The organism is Geomonas anaerohicana, assembly GCF_016458305.1.
GTDB classification, from domain to species: Bacteria; Desulfobacterota; Desulfuromonadia; order Geobacterales; family Geobacteraceae; genus Geomonas; species Geomonas anaerohicana.
This window is the reverse complement of the sequence record NZ_JAEMHL010000002.1, coordinates 408,138-430,991: the sequence shown is the minus strand read 5'-3', so window position 1 is coordinate 430,991 and position 22,854 is coordinate 408,138. Positions and strand designations below refer to the sequence as shown.

The window sequence follows — 22,854 nt, the reverse complement described above, 5'->3', positions numbered from 1 at the left end:
AGGGGCTGTGTCAGCGTCCCATATTCAGATACCAGTGGATGATCTGCCGGCCGTAGAAGACGTACAGCACCGCGGCGGCGGCGAGGAACGGGCCGAACGGTATGGCCAGGGTGGAGTCCTTCTTGCGGATCATCATGAGCGTCACCCCTATCACCGATCCCAGGAGCGAAGAGACGAAGACGATGAACAGGATCGACTTCCAGCCGAGGAAGGCGCCCATCATGGCCAAAAGCTTCACGTCGCCCCCCCCCATGCCGTCTTTCTTGGCGACTACCTGGTAGCCCCAGGCGATGAGGAGCAGACTACCGCCGCCGGCCAGGATGCCGATCAGTGAGTTGAGCCAGCCCAGTTGCGGGATGAAGAAGGAGATCACGAAGCCGAGGACGATACCCGGCAGGGTGATGCGGTCCGGGATGATCTGGTGCTCCAGGTCGATGAAGGTGACCACGACCAGCGCGCTGCAGAAGATAAAGAGGACGCTGAAGTAGAAAAGGCCGGTGAACAGGTACTGGATCGGAGCCCCGTCCTCGAACAGGCGCTGCGGGAAGAACTTGACGTAAAGGGCCAGGGCAAGCAGGCCGTTCAGGAGTTCGACCAGCGGGTACTGGATCGAGATCGGCGTTTTGCAGGAGCGGCATTTGCCGCCCAGCAGCAGGTAGCTCAGGATGGGGATGTTGTCGTACCAGCGGATCTGGTAGTCGCACTTGGGGCAGTGCGACGGAGGCGACACCACCGATTCGCCGCTCGGCATCCGGCAGATGCAGACGTTCAGGAAGGACCCGACCACGGCCCCAAAGAGGAAAGCGAATACGGCGTAGGTGATGTAGGGAGTCAAGGAAACCTCAGAAGCCGTTCAACGTTCAACGTTCGACGTTAAAATCATTCCTCACTTTGTGGCACGTGCCGTAGCGACTCGGTGCCACGAAGTGGTGTGGACTCAAACGTTGAACCTAGAACGTTGAACGGCCGTTCTTACTTAAGCCTCAGTATCTTCTCCAGGCTCTCCTGGAGGAGTTGCTTCTTGTTGCCGAATTCGGCGATCTTCTCGCGCTCTTTTTCGACTACGTCGGCGGGAGCACGCTCGATGAAGCTGGGGTTCTCCAGTTTCTTGGAGAGGAACTCGATGTCCTTCTCGATCTTGGCGATCTCCTTGTTGAGACGCTTCTCTTCTTCTTCGACGTTCACCAGGCCCTTGAGCGGCACGATGATCTCGACGTCACCGGCGACCTGCAAGGAGGCCTCGGCAGGACGCTCGATGCCCTGACCGATGGCGAGGTCGGAGAGACGGGCCAGGCTCATGACGTACACCTCGTTCTTCTTCAACAGCGCGAGGCTTGCCGCGGACTTGCAGTCGAGGATGGCGGCGATCTGCTTGCTCGGGGCTACTTCCATCTCGCCCCTGATGTTCCTGATCCCCTTGATGACCTCCATGACCAGCTCCATCTCGGCGGCGGCGGAGGCGTAGCCCGCCCACTCCGCGCACGGGGTCGGGAAGTCGGAGATCATGATGGAGTCGGCGGCACCGTTCTTCTTGGGCAGTGCCTGCCAGATCTCCTCGGTGATGAACGGCATGAACGGATGCAAGAGGCGCAAGAGGTTCTCCAGCACCAGCCAGAGCACGTATTTGGCCGCGGCCTGACGCTCGGCATCGCCCTTGTAGAGATCGTCCTTGGCGAGTTCGATGTACCAGTCGCAGAACTCGCTCCAGGTGAAGCGGTACAGCTCGCTGGCGGCCTCGTTGAAACGGAACCCGGTCAGGGCGGAGTCCAGCGCACCGGCGGCCTCGTTCAGGCGGTACAGGATCCAGCGGTCCGCGTTGGAAAGCTTGAGCGACGCGACGTCGACATGGTTCGGGTCGAAACCTTCCAGGTTCATCATGGCGAAGCGCGATGCGTTCCAGATCTTGTTGGCGAAGTTGCGGTAGCCGGCGATCCTCTCCTCGGCGAGCTTGATGTCGCGCCCCTGGGCGGCAAAGGCGGCCAGGGTGAAGCGGAAGGCGTCGGTGCCGTAGGCGTCGATCACGGTGAGCGGATCGATGACGTTCCCCTTGGACTTGGACATCTTCTGCCCCTGCGCGTCGCGCACCAGGGCGTGGATGTAGACGTCGGTGAAGGGGACCTCGTCCATGAAGTGCAGCCCCATCATCATCATGCGGGCCACCCAGAAGAAGAGGATGTCGAAGCCGGTGACCAGGCAGGAGGTCGGGTAGAAGGCGGACAGCTCCGGGGTCTTCTCCGGCCACCCCATGGTGGAGAAGGGCCACAGCGCCGAGGAGAACCAGGTGTCGAGGACGTCGGTTTCCTGGCGGATCTCGTCGGAGCCGCACTGGCTGCAGTTGGTCGGGTCTTCCTTGGCCACGGTGATGTGACCGCAGTGGTCACAGTACCAGGCGGGAATGCGGTGTCCCCACCAGATCTGGCGCGAGATGCACCAGTCGCGGATGTTCTCCATCCAGTCGTAGTAGGTGTTTTCCCACTGCTGCGGCACGATCTTGGTGCGCCCGTCCTTGACGGCGCCCAGGGCGCGCTCGGCCAGGGGACCAACCTTCACGTACCACTGCAGGGACATGTACGGCTCGACCACGGTCTTGCAGCGGTAGCAGCCGCCGACGGAGAGGGCGTGATCCTGGATCTTCTCCAACAGCCCGGCCGCCTCGAGGTCGGCCACCACCTGCTTCCTGGCGGCGAAGCGGTCCATCCCCTCGTACTGCTTGCCGGCGGCGTTGACCACGCCGGACTCGTCGAAGACGTTGATGCGGTCCAGGTTGTGCCTGAGGCCCATCTCGAAGTCGTTGAAGTCGTGCGCCGGGGTGATCTTCACCACGCCGGTGCCAAACTCGCGGTCGACGTAGTCGTCGCCGATGACGGGGATCTCGCGGTTCACCAGCGGCAGCAGGACCTTCTTGCCGATCAGGTGGCTGTAGCGCTCGTCCTCGGGGTGCACGGCAACGGCGGTGTCGCCCAGCATGGTCTCGGGACGGGTGGTGGCGACCACCACGTACTCGTCGCTCCCCACCACCGGGTAGCGCAGGTGCCAGAGGTTGCCCGCCTTGTCCTCGTGCTCGACCTCGATGTCGGAGAGCGCGGTGTGGCAGCGCGGGCACCAGTTGATCAGGCGGTTGTCGCGGTAGATGAGCTTCTCTTCGTACAGGCGCACGAACACCTCGCGCACCGCCTTGGAGAGGCCGGCATCCATGGTAAAGCGCTCGCGCTCCCAGTCGCAGGAGGCGCCGAGCCTTTTGAGCTGGCCGATGATCTGCCCGCCGGACTCGCCCTTCCACTGCCAGACGCGCTCGATGAAGGCGTCGCGGCCGAGCTCGAAGCGGTCCTTGCCTTCCGCGGCCAGCTGGCGCTCGACCACGTTCTGGGTCGCGATACCGGCGTGGTCGGTGCCCGGCATCCAGAGCACGTTGTAGCCGCTCATCCGTTTCCAGCGGCAGAGGATGTCCTGCAGGGTATTGTTCAGGGCGTGACCCATGTGCAGCACGCCGGTGATGTTCGGGGGGGGGATGACGATGGAGTAGCCCGGCTTGTCGGAGGGGACGGAAGCGTGGAAGTACCCCTTACCTTCCCACTCCTGGTACCACTTCTGCTCAACGCTTTTCGGCTCGTAAACCTTTTCCAGCTCTTTGTTTGCCATCTAATCTACCTCATGGGAAAAATGCTTTAGCAGGGGTGACCCTGCAAAACTTGCGTCATTGAACTCCTCCCCCCGGAGGGGGGAGGTTGGGAGGGGGGAAAGCAGAGCTGTGACAGCCCCCTCCCTGTCCCTCCCCCTCCGGGGGCGGGAACGTTTGCGGGAAAGTTACCGTCTGCAGCTATGAAAAAAGGGGATCGTGAAATCCCCTGTTTCATAAGCGGATGGGAACGACGTCCGCGTTAGCCGCGTACGCCGCTCTTCAGTTTCCTGATCTCTTCCTTGATGATCACCTCGGCCAGGTCCGGCACCACTTCCCAGACGATCCGCTCGATCACCTCGCGCGACACCTTGGAAAGTGCGGCCACCAGCTGGTCCTCGGTCAGTTCGGGGACGGCAGCCGGCTGAGCTGCTGCCGGTGCGGCTGCAGGCGCGGCCTGAACCGGCGCCGCTTGAACCGGTGCGGCTGCAGCGGGAGCAGCGGCTGCAGCGGGAGCAGCGGGAGCGGCAGGAGCAACGGGTGCTGCCGGCGCTGCGGCCTGCGGCGCGGACTCTTCCACGTCGAACTCGAACGGCTCGTACTCCGGCACGCCGAAAGCCTCTGCTTCTGCCTCTGCCTCGGCCTGCGCGGGCACCGCTACTGCGGCGGCCTCTGGCTCTTCACTGAAAGCGAAGAACTCTTCTTCGCTGGCGGCGAGCGAGGAATCTACTTCCGGCTCTTCCAGTTCCAGCGCCGGGCCGGTCTCTTCGATCTCTTCCGACTCGTCGAAGCTGAAAACCTCTTCCGCCTCGAACTCGGACTCGAAGCCGCCTTCCGGTTCCACGACGCCGAACAGTTCGGACGGCGCCTCCGCGGCGGCGGGAGTCTCTTCCTCCAGTTCGAAGGCGCCCCAGAGATCATCCTCCATGCTCGCCTCTACCGGCTCCACCTGCGCCGTCGGTGCGGCAGCGGCAGGCTGAGCGAAGGCAACCGGTGCCTCCCAGGCGGGCTCCTGCGCGGCGGCAGGCTCTTCCCAGGCGGGTTCGGTCTCCATGCCGACGCTCTCCCAGATATCTTCGGCGGCGGGCGCAGGGACTGCTGCGGGTGCAGGGGCCGCCGGGGCTGCTGCCGCCGGAGCTGCTGCGGCCGGGGCCATGGCATCGAGGGAGGAGAGGTCGCCCCAGATTTCCTCGGCTGCGGCGGCCGGTGCTGCCGGTGCTGCCGGCTGTGCCACCGGAGGAGCGGTCTTGCGGGTCTTGCCCAGCTCCAGCATCTCCTTGACACGGTCGATCAACTGCTGCGACTCGAAGGGCTTGGAGATGGTGGCATCGGCTCCGCATTCGCGCGCCTTCTCTTCGTCCAGCGGCTCGAAGGCGCCGATCAGGAGGATGATGGGAACCGCGCCCAGCACGGGGTCGCGGCGGATCTCCGCGCACACCTCGTAGCCGGTCTTGCCGGGCATCAGCGCGTCGACCAGCATCACGTCCGGCTTGGTCTCCCGCGCCTTGTCAAGGGCAGCAGTACCGTTGTCGACAACGGTCAGTTCAAACTCCTCGTTGGCGAAGATGATCGCCACGACCTTCTGTATGGTGATGCTGTCATCGGCGAGGAGCAGTCTATTGCCCATCTATCCCCCCTCTACTTAGGAAGCTTACTGCAGGAGTTATGTTGCCACGACAAATTCGAGTCGTCCGGCTGATACAGAGATGATCCGGGAAGAGGCTCACAGGATTTCTCGCGTATTGGACTGACAGAAATGGCGGTTGGTAATAAGGCGCAAATACATCCAGTATGACACTAAAAAATGGTAAAAAAAACTAGCATAAAGGGCGTAGGGTGTCAAGGTTTTTGCCCTTTCTTATTAATCACTCGTCATTGAAACGTGCCATGTCCCCGAACTCGACGGGAATACCGAAGATCTGGGCGGCAAGCGTGGAAATATCGCCGCGCAATTTGTTGATCTCGTGCACCTTTTTATACTCCAGGCGCGACGTGAGCAGGATAACGAAGGTGTCGGTGGCGGGGTCGATCCAGATCGACGAACCGGAGTAGCCGGTGTGGCCGAAGGAGACCCGGGAGAAGCCCTGCCCGCGCGGTGCCGAGAAGGGAGAGGAGATGTCCCAGCCCAAGCCCCTGACCACGGTCCCGCCGCGTGAGAAATAGGGGGCGGTCATCTGGTCCACCGTGCGCTTGGCGAGCACGCGCCTTCCCTCCAGCGTGCCGCCGGCGAGCATCATGCGGCAGAAGCGGGACAGGTCACGGGCGGTGGCGAAGAGACCGGCATGGCCGGCCACGCCCCCCAACTGGCGGCAGAGGTAGTCCTGGGGCTCGCCGAAGAGGACGCGGTCGTCGCTGATGGTTCCCGAGCAGCGAGCGGCTTCCTTGGGGTGGAAAGCCGTGTCGGCCATGCCCAGCGGACGGTAGAAGGAGACCTGGGCGTAGAGGTCGAGCGGGGCGCCGGTGGCGCGGCGCACCAGTTCGGCAAGCAGGATGAAGTTGAGGTCGGCATAGTGGAAGCGGCTCCCCACCTCACCCTTGAGCTTCTGGGCGGCGGCCCCGTCGACGGCGCTCTGCATGGGATTGGCGCTGGAGAGCGGGACGTCGTCCAGCCCCGAGGTGTGGGTAAGCAGGTTCATCACCAGGATGGAGTCCTTCCCCTTCCCTGCCAGTTCCGGGAACCACTTGACGACCGGGTCGAGCAGCGAGATCCTCCCCTCTTCCGCCAGTTTCAGGATGGAGGGAGTGGTCGCGATGACCTTGGTCAGCGAGGCGACGTCGAAGATGGTGTCGGTGGCCATGGGAGGTGCGTCGGGGAACGGGGAGATACGTCCGTAGGCCTTCTCGAAGAGGACCTTGTCGCGGTTGCCGATGAGGACGACCCCGCCGGCGATGAGGTTGCGGACCATAGCCTCGTTCATCAGGGAGTCGATGCGAGGCTGGTCGGCGGCGCGGGCTGCGCTGACAAGGAAGATGACCAGCAGGCAGGCGCAGATACTGCTCAACAGGGGGCGCAAGCGCACCCTAAAATACGTGTTTAATCTCAAAGTGACTCTCTCGGTCCGGACTGGATACTGCCTTTGTTTAATTCATCTTGAAACTGACCGACTTGAGAACTTTCCCCTCGCTGTCCACCGCGTCGCAGCGCCATTCTCCGGAGGTCCCTTTCTCCACGACCTTGCGGCTGTAGGTGCGCCAGTGCTCCCCCTTGACCGGCAGTTCGTACTCCGCAACCGCCTCATCGTTGAGATACCAGATCTGCTTGATGGTGGTATCGGTGCCTTCGGGGGCCGAGAACCTGGTGAAGCAGTAGAGCGCCTTGACCGAGGTGGACGAGATGCGGCGCACCGAGTCGATCGGGTTTCCCTTGACGATCTTGGTGGTGACCGCCATCTCCGTGATTTTCAGGTCGCCCGCCCACGACTGGCTCCAGCCGGCGAGGGTTAACAGTGCAGCGGTTGCGATCGAAACAATCGTGGTACGGCTCATTGTGCCTCCAGCAGCGTTTGCGGAGAGTGGGATAACCGGCTTGCAGCCGGCGCCGCCCCGGGCGGGAAGCGGCAGCTTTGGGTGCCTGATCAGGTCCTGTAGTCGCCGTTGATACGGACGTAGTCGTAGGTGAGGTCGCTGGTGTAGACCACGGCCTCGCCGCCGCCGATCTTCAGGTCGATGGTGACCTTGAATTCCTTTTGCTGCAGCACGCGGGTGCCTGCCGCCTCGGCGTCGCCGCCGGCAAAGATGCCGCCGGTGGCCATGACCACGTCGTCGAACAGGATCTCTACCCGCTCCTGCTCCACCTGGGCGCCGGAGTACCCGACGGCCGCGATGATCCTGCCCCAGTTGGCGTCCTGACCGAAGAAAGCGGTTTTGACCAGCATCGAGTTGGCGACGGCAAGCGCGGCCTTCTTGGCGTCCGCCTGGGTCGCGCCCCCTTTCACCCTGATCTCGACGAACTTGGTAGCCCCCTCGCCGTCCTTCACGATCAGTTTGGCCAGGGAGAGAAGCAGGTCATGCAGCAGCGCGGCGAAGGCCGCCCCCTCCGGGGTCCCAGCCTTGATGACCGGGTTGCCCGCGGCGCCGTTGGCGAAGATGAGCGCCGTGTCGTTGGTGGAGGTGTCGTTGTCCACGGTGATGGCATTGAAGGAGCCGTCCACGGCCTGGGTGAAGGCGCTTTTCAGGAAGGCGCCGTCCACCTCGGCGTCGGTGACCAGGAACGAGAGCATGGTCGCCATGTTGGGATGGATCATCCCGGCGCCCTTGGCGACGCCCCATATGCTGTAGGGTTTGCCGCCGGCCTCGCCGCTTCTGCGCTCGATTTTTTCGAAGGTGTCCGTGGTCATGATGGCCTTGGCCACGTCGTCCAGCGTGCCGTGGTCGAGCCCGTCCACGAGCGGCTGGATTCCCTTGCGGAAGCGCTCCATGGGGAGGGCCTGGCCGATGACGCCTGTGGAGGCGATCAGGAGTTCCTCGTCGGAGAGCCCCAGGGCCTCGGCCGTTTTCCTGCCGCACTCGAGGGCGTCGGTCATGCCCTGTTCACCGGTGCAGGCGTTGGCGTTGCCGCTGTTGACCAAAAGCGCCCGGCACTTGCCGTTTTGCGAGCGCTGGCGCGAGATGATCACCGGTGCCGCCTGCACCTTGTTGGTGGTATAGACCGCCGCCACCTGGGCGGGGAAATCGGAAAATATCAGCGCCAGGTCGAGCCGCCCCGGCTTCTTGATCGCCGCCTCTACGGCGGAAAAGCGAAAACCTTTCATAGAACCTCCAAAAACGGTTCAACGTTCAACGTTCAATGTTCAATAGAGCTGGTTGCCTGAGGCCGGCGGACCGGTACGGCTACCTGCATGAACATCCGTTCGACGTTCAATGTTCAATGTTCAATAGAGCTGGTTGCCTGAGGCCGGCGGACCGGTACGGCTACCTGTGACGGACGGCAGGAGCGGTTGCAACCTTCACGTTCAATGTTCTACCACACGGCACCTGCGAAACGGTGCAGAGGCGAGTCACCACGCGTGTTATATCGCAGATATGCGTTTTTCGAACATCGAACGTTGAACGTTGAACGGCCTCTCTACTTGCCGCAGCACTTCTTGTACTTCTTGCCGCTGCCGCAGGGGCAGGGCTCGTTGCGGCCGGCGTTCCTTGCGCTCTTGGCGGGGCCACCCTTGCCATGGTCCTCTTCTTCCTCTTCTTCGACCAGGTTGAAGACCATCTTCTGCGGCTTGGGCTGCTCCAGTTCGTACTGCTCCAGATCCTCCTCGGTGCCGACCTGCACCCAGAAGATCTTCTCCACCACTTCCTGGCGGATCCTGTTCATCATGTCCATGAACAGCTGGTACGCCTCGCGCTTGTACTCCTGCTTCGGGTCCTTCTGCCCGTAACCGCGCAGGCCGATACCTTCCTTCAGGTGGTCGATGGAAAGGAGGTGGTCCTTCCACTGGGTGTCGATGACCTGGAGCATGATCACCTTGATCAGGTGGTCCATGAGCTCGTCGCCGAACTCGTTGACCTTCTGGTTGAAACGGTCACTGGTGCCGCTTCTCAGCGTCTCCTCGAAGTTGATCGGGGTGATGCGGTCGAAAAGCTCCGGAGTGAGGTCGAGGTTGAAGCCGAACAGCCTGAACACGGTGTCGGTGATCCCCTGCCAGTCCCACTCGCGCGCCGGAGTGCGATCGATGACAAAGGCCTGGACCACGTCGGTCACGGTCTCGTCCAGCATGCCGGCGAAGCTCTTCCGGATTTCGTTGCCGGCGAGGATCTCTTTGCGCTGGGTGTAGATCACCTCACGCTGCTTGTTCATGACGTCGTCGTACTCGATCAGGTGCTTCCTGATCTCGAAGTTGTGCGCCTCGACCTTCTTCTGGGCGTTCTCGATGGCCCTGGTGATCAGGCCGTGGGTGATCGCCTCGCCCTCCTCGATGCCCAGCTTGTCCATAATCATGGAGACACGCTCGGAACCGAAGATGCGCAAGAGGTCGTCCTCCAGCGAGAGGTAGAAACGCGAGGAGCCCGGGTCGCCCTGACGGCCGGAACGGCCGCGCAGCTGGTTGTCGATGCGGCGCGACTCGTGGCGCTCGGTGCCCAGGATGTGCAGGCCGCCCAGGGCCACCACCTCGTCATGCTCGGCGGCGCAGGTGGGCTTGTACTTGTCGACGATGGCGTCGAACTGCTTCTTGAACACGGGGAGCACAAGTCCCTGCAGCTCCTCGAAATCGATCTCCTCATGGGCGTCCAGGTAGCCGGCAACGGCTGCGCTGCAGCCGGGATAATCGCGCTCCAGCGCCTGCAAAAGCTCCTTCTCGGACTGGCCGTTGGCCTGCGCCTCGACGTACGCCTGCACGAACGCCTCCGCCTTGCTGTCGGGGGTGCCGCCGTACTCCTGGCGCGCCAGGCCGTCGGGGTTGCCCCCCAGGAGGATGTCGGTACCACGGCCCGCCATGTTGGTGGCGATGGTAACCATCCCCTTGCGACCGGCCTGCGCCACGATCTCCGCCTCGCGCTCGTGCTGCTTCGCGTTGAGGACGAAGTGCGGGATTGCCTCGCGCTTCATGAGCTCGGCCAACTGCTCGGACTTCTCAATGGAGATGGTGCCGACCAGGATCGGCTGCCCTTTTTCGTGCAGCTCCTTGATCTCGGCAATGACCGCGTTGAACTTCTCGCGCTCGGTCTTGTAAATGACGTCCGGGAAGTCCGGGCGCAACAGCGGGCGGTTGGTCGGGATGACCACGACGTCCAGCTTGTAGATCTTGTGGAATTCCTCCGCTTCGGTGTCGGCGGTACCGGTCATGCCGGACAGCTTCTCGTACATGCGGAAGTAGTTCTGGAAGGTGATGGTGGCGAGGGTCTGGTTCTCGTTCTCGATCTTCGCCCCTTCTTTGGCCTCGATGGCCTGGTGCAGGCCGTCGGACCAGCGGCGCCCCGGCATGAGACGGCCGGTGAACTCGTCGACGATGAGAACCTCGTTGTCGCGCACCACGTAGTCCACGTCGCGCTTGAACAGCGCGTGCGCCCTGAGCGCCTGCTGGGTGTGGTGCAGGATCTCCATGTTGCGCGGATCGTACAGGTTGTCGATCTTCAGGAGCTTCTCGACCTTGAGCACCCCTTCCTCGGTGAGGGTCGCGCTCTTCGCCTTCTCGTCCACGGTGAAGTCGCCGGTGTAGGTCTTTCTCTTGCCGGAGAGGGTGTTGGCCTCGACCTCGATCACCTCGCCCTTCTTGAGCATCGGGATGATGCGGTCGATGATGTAGTACTTGTCCGTGGAGTCCTCGGTGGGGCCGGAGATGATGAGCGGCGTCCTCGCCTCGTCGATAAGGATGGAGTCGACCTCGTCCACGACGGCAAAGTTGAAGGGACGCTGGACGTAGTCGGCCAGGTCGAACTTCATGTTGTCGCGCAGGTAGTCGAAACCGAACTCGTTGTTGGTGCCGTAGGTGACGTCGGCGGCGTAGGCCTCGCGGCGCTCCCAGTCCTCCAGGCCGTGCACGATGACCCCGACGGAGAGCCCCAGGAACTTGTGGATGCGCCCCATCCAGTCGGCGTCACGCTTGGCCAGGTAGTCGTTGACCGTCACCACGTGCACGCCCTTGCCGGAGATGCCGTTCAAATAGGACGGGAGGGTTGCCACGAGGGTCTTGCCCTCGCCGGTCTTCATCTCGGCGATCTTGCCGGAGTGGAGCACCATGCCGCCGATCAGCTGCACGTCGAAATGGCGCATGCCGAGCACGCGTTTGCCCGCCTCGCGGCAGACGGCGAACGCCTCGGGGAGCATGGCATCCAGGCTCTCACCCTTGGCATAGCGCTCTTTGAACTGGGCGGTCTTGCCGCGCAGCTCGTCGTCGGAGAGCTTGACCATCTCGGGTTCCAGCTGGTTGATGCGCTCCACGATAGGCCAAAGACGCTTCAGTTCCCGCTCGTTCTTGCTCCCGACAAACTTCTTTATAAGCGCGCCAAACATCTATGAAATCTCCTTAGCAGTGAAAACAGGATAAAAAAAACAGTGTACGCTACCATAAAAGTGAGAAACCCTCAACTGAAAAGGCGCCTGCTATGAGGGATTTGCGGGCGTTGGGCATCTTGCCGGAAGATCATCGCTTCTGAAAAGTTGCCGAAGCGTCCCCGCCCCCGGAGGGGGAGGGACAGGGAGGGGGAGCGTACCGGCTCGATCCGGCTTCCCCCCTCCCAGCCTCCCCCCTCCAGGGGGAGGGGCGCTTTCTCACCGACAGAAGACCGCAGCAGGCGCTTTCAGGGGCTAGTCAGGAATAATTATTCGCCCTGATTGTTGCAATCGATGCGGTGCATCTCTATAATGAGCCCGCCAAAAAGGAGCCTGTGTACGTGGAAACGACCCCATTTAACGAAGAACTTCTGGACAGCCACCTGCTGGTGGACGTCCGTTCCCCCCTGGAATACCAAGAGGATCATATCCCCGGAGCGATCAACGTCCCGCTGCTGGACAACGAGGAACGGGTCGAGATCGGCATCCTGCACAAGGAGTCCGGCCCCTACGCCGCGCGCCGGCGCGGCCTGGAAATGACCGCGCACCGTTTCCCGGAAATGGTGCGGCAGATAGCCGACGCGGCCTGCGGCCGTCCCATCCTGGTCTACTGCTGGCGCGGCGGACTGCGCAGCAAGACGGTCACCTCGATACTCGACCTGGCCGGACTGAAGGCGGTGCAGCTGATCGGCGGTTACAAGAGCTACCGCCACGTGGTTGGCGACTACTTCACCCCTTTCATCCCCAAGGAGCCGCTCATCGTGCTGCACGGCATGACCGGCATCGGCAAGACCACGCTGTTGCAGCGCCTCGAGGCACGGGGCAACTCGGTGCTCGACCTGGAAGGGCTCGCCTGCCACCGCGGTTCCGCCTTCGGACAACTCGGCCTGAACCAGGACCTCACCCAGAAACGCTTCGAGACACTCTTGTGGGACGCCATTCGCAAAGCGCCCGCGGGGAAACCGCTCATCCTGGAAGGGGAAAGCGAGCGCATCGGCCGCGTGTCGCTGCCGGGGGATTTCTACCAGAAGATGGCGCAGGGGATCCGGGTCTGGTGCCACGCCAGTCTCGAGACCCGGGTGGCCAGGCTGATCGAGGAGTACGGCCTCCCCGAGTACAAGGAAGAGATGGGCGTCGCGCTGCAGCGCATCAGGAAGAAGCTGGGGGGGAAGCGGTGCGATGAACTGGCCGAAAACCTTGAGCGCTGGGAGATGGATGAATTCATGAAGGGGCTGGTCTGCGACTACTACGACAAGGTCTACTATAAGAACCGGACCTGGGAGGCGGACTTCGATCTCGACATGGAGGATTTCGACCGCGCCGCCGAGGAGCTGGAACAGCGCCTTGCATCGCTGCCGGTGCAATAACCGACGTCAGCTCTCCGCCACAACCAATCGGCCCAACGCACCTGTAGGGGCGAATAATCATTCGCCCTGGTACCAGCGGCGCCTCGTCCGGCCACCGCGCATGAAGGTGCACCGGCGGCCGGGCGAATAATTATTCGCCCCTACAACCGCCTCCCCCTTACCCTACCCTTTCCGCACCCGATACTTAACCACCAGCTCCACCGGATGGTAGGAAAGCTTCGCTTGCCTAAGAGACTCCTCGCCGAGGTCCTGCTCGCGGTTGAGGTAGCTGCAGTCGGTGAACAAAAGCCGGGAGAATTCCCGGTCCAACAGCTGGTACAGCCCCTCCATGAAGAGATCCCCCTTCTCGAAGTGACAGACCGCCGTCTCCCGGTTCAGCCTCTCGCCCAGCGCAAAACCGCGCACCGCGCCATCCACCAGGATCACCACCCCGGCAAGCCCCAGCTCGCGGTGCAGCCTGAGCGCCTCCGCCGCGCCCTCGATCTCACCCTGAACCGAACTTCCCTGCCCCGCCCCCCGCGGCACGATCTCCGTCCTGACCCGCCCCCACTCTTCCAGGAGCGCCAGCGCCCCGGGCAGGTGCCCGTCGTTCAGGATCTCCACCTGGTGCCGGTGGCGATTGAGGAAGTAGTTCACCCGGTTCTTCTTCTTGTGGTACTGCTTCCCGTTTAGCTGCGCCATCTCGTCCTTCAGGTGCAGGTAGTCGAAGTTGTTGCGGTCGGCCAGCGCCTCCAGCCCCTCCCCCCCGTCCAGGTAGCGCTCCAGGAACGCGTCATCGGCGCCGTACAGGGTGAGCCCCTGGTCCAGAAGCTGCCGCGTCGCCGCGGCGATGTCGCCGCCAAAGGGAGGAAGAAAATAGGCGGAGCCGTCGTAGCCGCGCCCCAGGGCCAGCACCGCATCCCCCAACAGCGTCAGCCGGTACTCGTGCACCTTGCGGAACAGGTACAGGTTCGCGAAAGTCAGCTCCGAGATGCGGGGCTGCAACTCGCCGAAAAGCCGGTCCAAGAGGGGCTTGTCCTGCAGGTCGATGGCGCGGCTTTGTGGGTAACGTGGAATCTCCATGTCTATCTCCAGGGAAAAATCTGTCACAGTATACTCATTTTTTTGCAGAATTGCGAAAAAAGGACTGGCATTTCCCATACCGTATACGGTAGTATCGCGCTTACTCTAGCGGTAGTGTTTGCAAAAAGCTGTTTGGCTAACGCAAAGCCAGTAATCTAAAGCAGAATGCAGCGCTGTCTGTTAGAGAGAGTTACGACAATCACGGCAAAAAGAAAACGGATTTTTCCGGGGGCGCAGTGCAGAGATATCTCTTCAATGTCATAAAGAACCTGAAACTGCGCTGGAAGATGGTGGTCCTGGTGCTCCCCCTGGTCATCATCCCGATATTCCTGGTGGGTGGCATCATCGGCTACATCTCCACCAAGCAGGCCTACCTCGGCATCACCCAGACCAGCAAAGACGACCTGCAGCACATGGCCTCCTTCACGGTCGACCTTCTGAACTCACACTACCAGCAGTTCCAGGTCTACAAGCAGGACAAGGAAAAGACCTTCCACGAAGAACTGAAGACGGTGAGTGAGCTCGCCTACAACGTGGTCAAAAGCCAGGCCAACCTGCAAAAGTCAGGGCGCATGGACCTGGCCACGGCGATGCGCGAGGCCAGGAACGCGCTTTTGAAGGTGAACGTCGGCAAGACCGGCTACATCTACGCCATGAACAGCCGCGGCGAACTGAAGGTGCACGTGGCCCAGGAAGGGACCAACGTCTCCGAGAGCCGGGACGAGACCGGCCGCTATTTCATCAAGGAGATGATCGAGAAGGCGCACCGCGCCAAGCCCGGCGAGGTGCTCTACATCGTCTATCCCTGGAAAAATGCGGCGCTGGGCGACAAGTCGCTCAGGAAGAAGGTGGTTGCCTACCGCTACTTCAAGGAGTGGGACTGGATCATCGCCGCCGGCGGCTACCTCGAGGAGACTTACGAGGACCTCGCCTTCGAGCGCCGGTCCTTCGAGGCGCTCAAGGAGAAGATCAAGAGCAAGAAGGTGGGCAAGACCGGCTACATCTATGCCATGGACAGCTCCGGCAACTTCATGATCCATCCCACCGGCGAGGGGAAGAACTTCCTCAACGCCCAGGACTCCAACGGCCAGCACTTCATCAAGGAGATGTGCGAGCGCAAAAACGGCTGGATCCGCTACCCCTGGAAGAACAAGGGCGACGAGGCGCCGCGCATGAAGATCGTGCGCTACGAGTACTTCGAGCCCTGGAACTGGATCGTGGCGGTCGGCTCCTACGAGGAGGAATTCTACCAGGAGGCCAACGCCATCAAGGGGCGCATCCTGGAGAGCATGGTGGTGCTGACCATCCTGGTCTCGGTGCTGTCCGTGTTCATGGTGCTGCTCGCCTCGCGCGTCATGACGGAGCCCATCAGCCGCATGATCGAGGTGATCCGCAAGGTGAAGCAGGGAAGGCTCGACGAGACCATGCCGGTCGAGTCCGAGGACGAACTGGGCGAGCTGGCCCATGCCTTCAACAGGATGACCAGGATCATCAAGCACAACAAGGAGTTGGAGGCGAACCTCGCCCAGCAGGGGAAGATGGCCTCGCTGGGGGTGCTATCCTCGGGGGTGGCGCACGAGATCAACAACCCGCTGGGGGTGATACTCGGCTACGCCGCCTACATCGAGAAGAAGCTCACCCCGGAGGACCCCAACTACAAGTTCATCCACGAGATCAAGCGCGAGAGCAAGCGCTGCAAGAAGATCGTCCAGGACCTCCTCTCCTACGCCCGGACCCCGCAGCCGGTGCTGGAGGAGACGGACATCAACGACCTGCTGGAACAGATCGTCGACTTCGCCGCCAACCACACCGACATGCACCACGTCACGGTGAAGAAAAGCTTCGATCGCAGCCTGCCGCCCATCATGGTGGACGGCGACCAGCTGCGCCAGGTGGCCATCAACCTGATCCTCAACGCGGGCGCGGCCATGCAGAAGGGTGGCGAGCTGGTGGTGAGCACGGAGCCCGGCGGCGAGGAGTGGGTGAGTCTCAAGTTCCGCGACAACGGCGCCGGCATTTCCCCGGAACACATGGAGAAGATCTTCGAGCCCTTCTTCACCACCAAGGTGAAGGGAACCGGGCTCGGGCTTGCCATCACCAGGCAGATCGTGGAACAGCATCACGGCAAGATCGGCATCGAGAGCGAGATGGGCGTGGGAACGACGGTCGAGGTGCGCCTCCCCCTGCAAAGGGAAGAATACTGCTAACAATGACCGCAAAGCGCGGCTGACGGAGTAGGTCCATGACCAAGAAACGGGTGATGTTGGTAGACAACGAGGAGGGGCTGTGCCGGATGATGGAGGCGGTCCTCTCTGATAACGGTTACGCGGTTTCCGCGTTCACCAGGAGCTTCGAGGCCGCCGAGAGCTTTCAGGCCGGACAGTGGGACCTCCTGGTCACCGACATCAAGATGCCGGGCATGGACGGCCTCGAGCTGCTGCAGAAGGTGAAGCAGAAGGATCCCGCCATTCCGGTGATCATGGTGACCGCCTACGCCACCGTGGAGATGTCCATCCAGGCCCTGAGAAAAGGCGCCTACGACATGCTCACCAAGCCCTTCGAGCCCGAGGAGCTCTTGTACCGGGTCAAGAACGCGCTGCAGCACACCCGTCTCATGGAGGAGAACCGCGAACTGCGCGAGGAGCTGGTGGGGCGCTTCAACTTCGGCAACATCATCGGCGCCTCTACGGCCCTGAAGGAGGTGCTGGAGCGGGTGGAGAAGCTCGCCGTGCGCGACACCTCGGTGCTCATCACCGGCGAGTCCGGCACCGGCAAGGAGCTGATCGCCCAGGCGGTGCACTACAACTCTCCCAGGAAGGAGAAGAAGTTCGTCGCCATCAACTGCGGCGCCCTCCCCGCTTCGCTGTTGGAGAGCGAGCTGTTCGGCTACAAGAAGGGGGCCTTCACCGGGGCCACCGAGAACCGGCGCGGCCTGTTGGAGACCGCCGACGGCGGCACGCTCTTTCTGGACGAAGTGGGCAACCTCCCCATGACGGTGCAAAAGACCCTGTTGCGCTTTCTCCAGGAGCAGGAGTTCAACCGGCTCGGGGACCCGACCCCGACCAAGGTCGACGTGCGCATCCTCTCGGCCACCAACGCGGACATGAAACAGGGGGTCAAGGCGGGAGAGTTCCGCGAAGACCTCTACTACCGCCTGAACGTGGTCAACATCCACCTCCCCCCGCTGCGCCAGCGCCGGGACGACATCGCCCTTTTGGCCGCGCATTTCATCTCACTGCAGAACTCCAAGTTCGGCACCCACATCAAGGGGCTCACCCACGACGCCATGGAGGCCGCGGTCGACTTCGCCTGGCCGGGCAACATCCGCCAGCTCAAGAACGTCATCGAGGCCTGCATCGCCATGGAGAGCAGCGACTACATCACCCTGCCGGTATTGTCCCAGTTCATCGAGGTGGTCCCAACCGATACCGCCGGCGAGGCGCTCACCGAGGAGGGGGAATATTCCAAGGCGCTGATGCGCTTCGAGACCGAGTACCTGAGGGGGCTTTTGCGCAAGAACCAGGGCAACGTCGAGGCGGCCGCCAAGGAAGCCGGCACCAACATGGCCACCATCTACCGCAAGATCAAAAAATACGGGATCCGGAAGGACGAGTACAACAGCTGACCCTATGCAAAAGCGGCGGTCTCTTTTGCAGCATTGCAAAAATGGCCGCCGTCCCGCTTGCAGGCCTGCAAATGCAGGCGATCCATCCTCCCGCCGCCGCGCAACCAGCCGTTTTCACGCCACTTTAAGCCACCACACCGATATCACCATGCCGCACCGAAGGTTAAATCCCGCTGCGCGCCCCTTTAATCTTTCTTCGCGATTTTGCAAAAGTGCCCTCAACGCCTCCGCCTCGCGCCCTCTTCCCGACGACGTAACCACCCGTAATAACTGCACATAACAACCAGCCTCCCGGTAAACAGCAAATTGGTACGGCAGTTGCTAATACTGTCTACGTCACCCTTTCTTTATGTTGTAAAAAGGTATGAGGTCCTATGCAGGAAGCAACGGTCTGCCCCTTCTTCGGCAAAAATGATGATTACTGCGACGTGGGTTGCGGCTACATCTCGCCGCACGACGTGAAGCAGATCATCACCTTCTGCAGTTGCCGTTACCGGGAGTGCCTCAAATACCAGGAGCTGTCCGACCGCATGCCGGTGGGACAACTCGATTCCAACCTCTGCCTGGTGTAGCCGACGGGCGAAGCCGGGCGGGGGCGAATCAAAAGCTGCTCTGCATTACTAATGGAAAAGGAGAACGGCGATGAGTGAAAAAGAACTTGAACTGCTCTCGAGGCTTGAGGAGTTGGAGCGGCACACCTGGCGCAACTCAGCCATCCTGCGCGCCGTCGCCATGGTAGCCTTCACCGCGATGATCGGCATCGTGATCGCCTCCGGCGTGGTCGGCGGCGGGCGCGGCAGCCACTGGTCCGGGCCGGCCTGGAACACCATGTGGCTCTATGGCCTCTTCGCCGCCAACGCGGTCTCCATGTTCTGGACCACCCACAAGGAATAACGCGCCCGGCGCCGATTAGGAGGAACGTCACATGCCGATGAAACTGTCAAACGTGATTCTTCTGTTAGTCGTCGTCGTCCTGTGCGCGACCTTTTCCCTGAGGATCTTCCAGGGGCTCGACGAGATGATGGGGGACCAATACTGGGTGGTGGACACCACGCAGGGCGACCATGGCTGGTACGGCATGGGGCTCCTCCCCCACGTGAAAAAGGTCCCCAAGGAAGTGGTACAGGCGGTCAACACCGACCCCGACAACGACGAGAAGTACATCATCTACGCACAAAACGGTGACTTCGCCGGCAACTCGGTGTACGGCATCTGCCTGGGCATCCCGCTCATCATGTACCTGATCTGGTTCGCCTTCATCCTGGGCTTCCCGGACCGGATCGACCCCTACCTTTTGCCGCGGCGCATCTTCACCCTGACCGTGATCATCATGTGTTCGGTGATCGTGAACCTGTTCCTGATGCGCATCGCCGCCGACTTTGCCCGGGATCCCATGTCCCGCATCGCCAACGTGGCCGGCAACCACGCCTCGCTTTTGTTCCACAACGCGGGAATCTGGTTCGCCATCCTCTTCTCGGCGCTGGGGACGCCCAACCACTCCATGCGCGAGACCGCCGCTCCCGACAGCCGCAACTGGCAGACCCAGGCCAACGAGAAGTTCAACTGGATGTTCGTGCTGCTCTTCGCGGTCACCATCCTCGAGGTGGCCCTGGTCAAGAACAAGCTGGCCCTCCCCGATGCGGCCGTGGACTACTCGGTCTGGATCATCCTGGTGGTGATATTCATGCGGATGTTCGGCTTCTCGCCCAAGTACTGGGTGAAACGGGGACGCGGCATCGCCATCATGTTCGCCGGGACCCTGATCACGCTACCCGTCTTCTACCTCCTGGAGCGGGCCACCGGAACCCTGGGCGCCGGCTTTGCCTCCCCGATCCTGACCAAGGCCCTCGGTCCGGAGAACGCCAACATCGGTCTCTCCCTGATGGTTTCCATCTACCTCATCTTCTGGATGGAGTTCGCAGCGGCGATACGAATGAACGGACCGTCACACCGACTGACAACGGAGAAACACGTGTAGTTTCTTTTCAAAAGAGACCTGATCCAAAAAGGGAAGCCAACACTGGCTTCCCTTTTATTTTGCTTCACTCACCCGCCAATTAGTTTTAAATAAAACATGGTCACTCCACTTTCTGTCTTTCTCCTTTCCACTATATTCCCAAGTTCACAATTGTGTAACTGCATTTTCATTTCGAAGCACAATCTACCGATGGTTACTGGCATTCACCATCATTGATCGGCTTGTGGCGACTCCACGAAGCCGGCTTGACACGTCAAAGCAAGTCCCAAGACGGCAGTTGCCCGCCAAGACCAACCGGTTCCATGCGGGATACTGCCTTTGCGGCCACGAAGGTCCACGAGATTGAGTAACAGGAATGTTTGACACAATAATGCGACAGCGTTTGAGCAAGTCGCAAAACGACTGCACAAAATTCCACAAAACATCACCTTTCGCGACACCACCAAACAATAATAAAAAATAATTTACCGACCACTTTTCTTTTTTGCCGTGTGATTTACAATATTTGCAAGCGACCAGATCGTAAAACGAGGCTCGTTTTGGAGACCAAATTATTTAGAACGGTGTTTATTTTTATTGTACATTTGAAAATCATGTGGTACAACAAACTCACGTATACGGAAAATACGCCGGAAGCCGGCAGCACTCCAAGGAGCGGAACCCAGGCAACCGACCGAGTCAACTCCGCAAAAACAGTAACTTGCAAAGCAGCGCTCCAAACAGAACGCTTTAACCATTTTCAGCAAAACAGCATGGACGTTTTTAGAAACAAAATTTAAAGATCAGGAAAGGGGGATTTATCGGGAACTGAAACCAGAGGGGCGGGACGCCGCCGCAACGCATCTTACTGAGAAAGGAGTGACAACCATGGCAGAAAAACAGTACGACTGGAAAGCAATCGCAAAAAATCCCAAGTTCGTGGAGCTACATCACAAGAAGACGGCCTTCCTTTTCGGATGGTGGATTTTCTCCTGTGTGTACTATTTCCTGCTCCCCATCGGGGCGGCTTACACACCGGGGATCTTCAAGGTCAAAATCATTGGCGTGGTCAATTTCGGGTACATCTTTGCACTCTCCCAGTTCTTCGTCTCCTGGGGGATTGCACTCTACTACTCGCACGTTGCCAACAAGGACTTTGACCGGTTGACCAGGGAACTGATCGACGAATTACATCTCTAGGAAAGGAGGACAGGACATGACCATCAAGAAGATATTCATAGCAGCCAGCTTGGCCCTCTCGGTCGCAGCTGCCGCCTATGCCGAAGAGGCGAAGGCCCCGGCAGCCGGCGCAGCCCCGGCGATGAGCGCACCCGCAGCACAGGGAGCGCCCGCCGCGACGGCAGCAGCCCCCGCGCCCAATGCAGCCGCCTCCGTGGCCACCCCTGCCCCCGCGACTCCCGCGCCGGTCAAGAAGGAGCTCAAAACCAACAAGACCATCACCATCGGGATGTTCATGGTCATCATCGCTATCACCATGGGCGTCGTGGTCTGGGCAGCCAAGCAGACCAAGTCGGCAGCCGACTTCTACGCGGCGGGCGGCGGCATCACCGGCACCCAGAACGGCTGGGCCATCGCCGGCGACTACATGTCGGCAGCCTCCTTCCTGGGTATTTCCGGCCTCATCTCGCTCTACGGCTATGATGGCTTCATGTACTCGGTCGGCTGGCTGGTGGCGTACATCACGGTGCTTCTGATCGTGGCGGAACCCTGCCGCAACGCGGGCAAGTACACCCTGGGGGACATCCTCTCCTTCAGGACCTCGCCCAAGCCGGTGCGCGCCTTCGCCGCCCTCTCCACCGTCGCCGTATCCACCTTCTACCTCACCGCCCAGATGGTCGGTGCAGGCAAGCTCATGGCTCTCTTGGTAGGCATCCCCTACAAGATGTCCATCATCGGCGTCGGCGTCCTCATGGTCGGCTACGTCGTCTTCGGCGGCATGGTCGCCACCACCTGGGTTCAGATCATCAAGGCGGGCCTGCTCATGTCGGGCGCCTTCCTGCTCTCCTTCCTGGTCATGATCAAGGCAGGCTTCAACCCGATCGGCTTCTTCACCACCATCGTGTCCAGCCCGGACATCCAGGACCACGTTTCCAAACTGGTACTTAAAGATGGCGTCATCCTCTCCGGCATGGACGCCGGCCAGCGCTTCCTCGAGCCCGGCCTGTACCTCAAGAACCCGCTGGACCAGATCTCCCTGGGCATGGCTCTCGTGCTCGGCACCGCCGGTATGCCGCACATCCTGATGCGCTTCTTCACCGTGCCGACCGCGCAGGCCGCACGTAAGTCCGTCATCATCGCCATGTTCATCATCGGCGGCTTCTACATCCTGACCACCCTGCTCGGCTTCGGCGCCGCTATCCACCTGACCCCGCAGGGCATCACCGCAATCGACCCGGGCGGCAACATGGCAACCCTGATGCTGGCACAGCAGATGGGCGCCGACATCGCCCCGATCATCGGCGACCTCTTCCTCGCCTTCCTGTGCGCCGTCGCCTTCGCCACCATCCTCGCCGTGGTCTCCGGCCTGGTACTGGCAGCATCCGCGGCCATCGCACACGACATCTACGTGAACGTGATCAAGGACGGCCACGCCGACCAGCACGAGCAGGTCTTTGCAGCCCGCGCTACCTCCTTCGTGGTAGGTGCCTGCGGCATCATGATCGGCCTCGCAGCCGAGAAGCAGAACGTCGCCCACCTGGTGGCACTGGCCTTCGCGGTCGCCGCCTCCGGCAACCTGCCGGTCGTCATCCTCTCGCTCTTCTGGAGGAAGTTCAACACCGCCGGCGTCATCTCCGGCCTGCTGGTTGGCACCATCGCTTCCATCGGCCTGGTGATGGTCTCCCCCAACATGACCTACCCGAAAGTGGTCGCCGCCGGCGCCAAGAAGGTGGTCGTCGCCATGGAGAAGAAGCAGGCCGCACTGCCTGCCGGCCAGACCCTGTCCGAGAAGGACGCCAAGGCGCTTGCCAAGGCGAAGGTTGACGCTCAGCAGGACGGCACCTCCATCGTGGGTCTGGACAAGCCGATCTTCACCCTGAAGAACCCGGGCATCATCTCCATCCCGCTGGGCTTCATGGCCGCCATCCTGGGCGCCCTGGCCTTCCCGAACAGGCGCTCCGAGGAGATGTTCGACGAGGTCTACGTCCGCCAGAACACCGGTTTGGGTATGGCCAAGGCAGTCGAGCACTAGTACCCGGCAACAAAAGCAGCATGGAATTG

The 22,854-nt window shown here is 61.3% G+C and carries 16 protein-coding genes; 8 read left to right on the top strand and 8 right to left on the bottom strand.

What is annotated here, in order from left to right; translation table 11 throughout:
- Nucleotides 1–10 precede the first annotated feature (10 nt).
- The 7 genes from JFN91_RS05225 to secA form a co-directional block, all read right to left on the bottom strand.
- Complete coding sequence (locus JFN91_RS05225; protein ID WP_199388133.1) at nucleotides 11–835, bottom strand: prepilin peptidase; 825 nt, start codon at nucleotides 833–835, stop codon at nucleotides 11–13.
- A gap of 137 nt (nucleotides 836–972) precedes the next feature.
- Nucleotides 973–3,639: a valine--tRNA ligase gene (locus JFN91_RS05220; RefSeq protein WP_199388132.1), complete on the bottom strand. Its 2,667-nt coding sequence runs from the start codon at nucleotides 3,637–3,639 to the stop codon at nucleotides 973–975.
- 239 nt (nucleotides 3,640–3,878) lie between these two features.
- On the bottom strand, nucleotides 3,879–5,243 hold the full coding sequence (locus tag JFN91_RS05215) for a response regulator (RefSeq protein ID WP_199388131.1): 1,365 nt from the start codon (nucleotides 5,241–5,243) through the stop codon (nucleotides 3,879–3,881).
- Nucleotides 5,244–5,481: 238 nt separating this feature from the next.
- Nucleotides 5,482–6,621 carry a serine hydrolase domain-containing protein gene (locus JFN91_RS05210; RefSeq protein ID WP_407932152.1) on the bottom strand — a complete coding sequence of 380 codons (1,140 nt, stop codon included), beginning with the start codon at nucleotides 6,619–6,621 and terminating at the stop codon, nucleotides 5,482–5,484.
- A 76-nt stretch (nucleotides 6,622–6,697) separates the two neighbouring features.
- Nucleotides 6,698–7,102 carry a DUF2914 domain-containing protein gene (locus JFN91_RS05205; protein ID WP_199388129.1) on the bottom strand — a complete coding sequence of 135 codons (405 nt, stop codon included), beginning with the start codon at nucleotides 7,100–7,102 and terminating at the stop codon, nucleotides 6,698–6,700.
- Nucleotides 7,103–7,191: 89 nt separating this feature from the next.
- The gene (gene argJ / locus JFN91_RS05200; RefSeq protein WP_199388128.1) at nucleotides 7,192–8,367 is read right to left on the bottom strand and encodes a bifunctional glutamate N-acetyltransferase/amino-acid acetyltransferase ArgJ; all 1,176 of its coding nucleotides are present in this window, start codon (nucleotides 8,365–8,367) and stop codon (nucleotides 7,192–7,194) included.
- A gap of 314 nt (nucleotides 8,368–8,681) precedes the next feature.
- A complete protein-coding gene (gene secA, locus JFN91_RS05195) occupies nucleotides 8,682–11,564 on the bottom strand; it encodes a preprotein translocase subunit SecA (protein WP_199388127.1) in 2,883 nt (960 codons plus the stop codon).
- A gap of 380 nt (nucleotides 11,565–11,944) precedes the next feature.
- On the opposite strand from secA, the gene mnmH reads away from it, so the two are divergent.
- Nucleotides 11,945–12,970: a tRNA 2-selenouridine(34) synthase MnmH gene (gene mnmH, locus JFN91_RS05190; RefSeq protein WP_199388126.1), complete on the top strand. Its 1,026-nt coding sequence runs from the start codon at nucleotides 11,945–11,947 to the stop codon at nucleotides 12,968–12,970.
- 162 nt (nucleotides 12,971–13,132) lie between these two features.
- Here the strand turns inward: mnmH and JFN91_RS05185 are convergent, their stop codons facing one another.
- Nucleotides 13,133–14,032 (bottom strand): DUF2156 domain-containing protein, encoded by a 900-nt coding sequence (locus JFN91_RS05185; RefSeq protein ID WP_199388125.1) that lies wholly within the window; start codon nucleotides 14,030–14,032, stop codon nucleotides 13,133–13,135.
- 236 nt (nucleotides 14,033–14,268) lie between these two features.
- On the opposite strand from JFN91_RS05185, the gene JFN91_RS05180 reads away from it, so the two are divergent.
- The 7 genes from JFN91_RS05180 (at nucleotide 14,269) to JFN91_RS05150 (ending at nucleotide 22,825) form a co-directional block, all read left to right on the top strand.
- Nucleotides 14,269–16,239 (top strand): cache domain-containing protein, encoded by a 1,971-nt coding sequence (locus tag JFN91_RS05180; RefSeq protein WP_199388124.1) that lies wholly within the window; start codon nucleotides 14,269–14,271, stop codon nucleotides 16,237–16,239.
- 35 nt (nucleotides 16,240–16,274) lie between these two features.
- Entirely contained in the window at nucleotides 16,275–17,657 is a 1,383-nt protein-coding gene (locus JFN91_RS05175) for a sigma-54-dependent transcriptional regulator (protein ID WP_199388123.1), read from the top strand.
- 374 nt (nucleotides 17,658–18,031) lie between these two features.
- The gene (locus JFN91_RS05170; RefSeq protein WP_183346746.1) at nucleotides 18,032–18,229 is read left to right on the top strand and encodes a hypothetical protein; all 198 of its coding nucleotides are present in this window, start codon (nucleotides 18,032–18,034) and stop codon (nucleotides 18,227–18,229) included.
- A gap of 70 nt (nucleotides 18,230–18,299) precedes the next feature.
- Nucleotides 18,300–18,551 (top strand): hypothetical protein, encoded by a 252-nt coding sequence (locus tag JFN91_RS05165; RefSeq protein WP_012529954.1) that lies wholly within the window; start codon nucleotides 18,300–18,302, stop codon nucleotides 18,549–18,551.
- Between the two features lie 31 nt (nucleotides 18,552–18,582).
- Nucleotides 18,583–19,635 (top strand): hypothetical protein, encoded by a 1,053-nt coding sequence (locus tag JFN91_RS05160; RefSeq protein ID WP_199388122.1) that lies wholly within the window; start codon nucleotides 18,583–18,585, stop codon nucleotides 19,633–19,635.
- Between the two features lie 867 nt (nucleotides 19,636–20,502).
- The gene (locus JFN91_RS05155) at nucleotides 20,503–20,814 is read left to right on the top strand and encodes a DUF485 domain-containing protein (protein WP_183346748.1); all 312 of its coding nucleotides are present in this window, start codon (nucleotides 20,503–20,505) and stop codon (nucleotides 20,812–20,814) included.
- Between the two features lie 16 nt (nucleotides 20,815–20,830).
- Nucleotides 20,831–22,825: a solute symporter family protein gene (locus JFN91_RS05150; protein WP_199388121.1), complete on the top strand. Its 1,995-nt coding sequence runs from the start codon at nucleotides 20,831–20,833 to the stop codon at nucleotides 22,823–22,825.
- Nucleotides 22,826–22,854 lie beyond the last annotated feature (29 nt).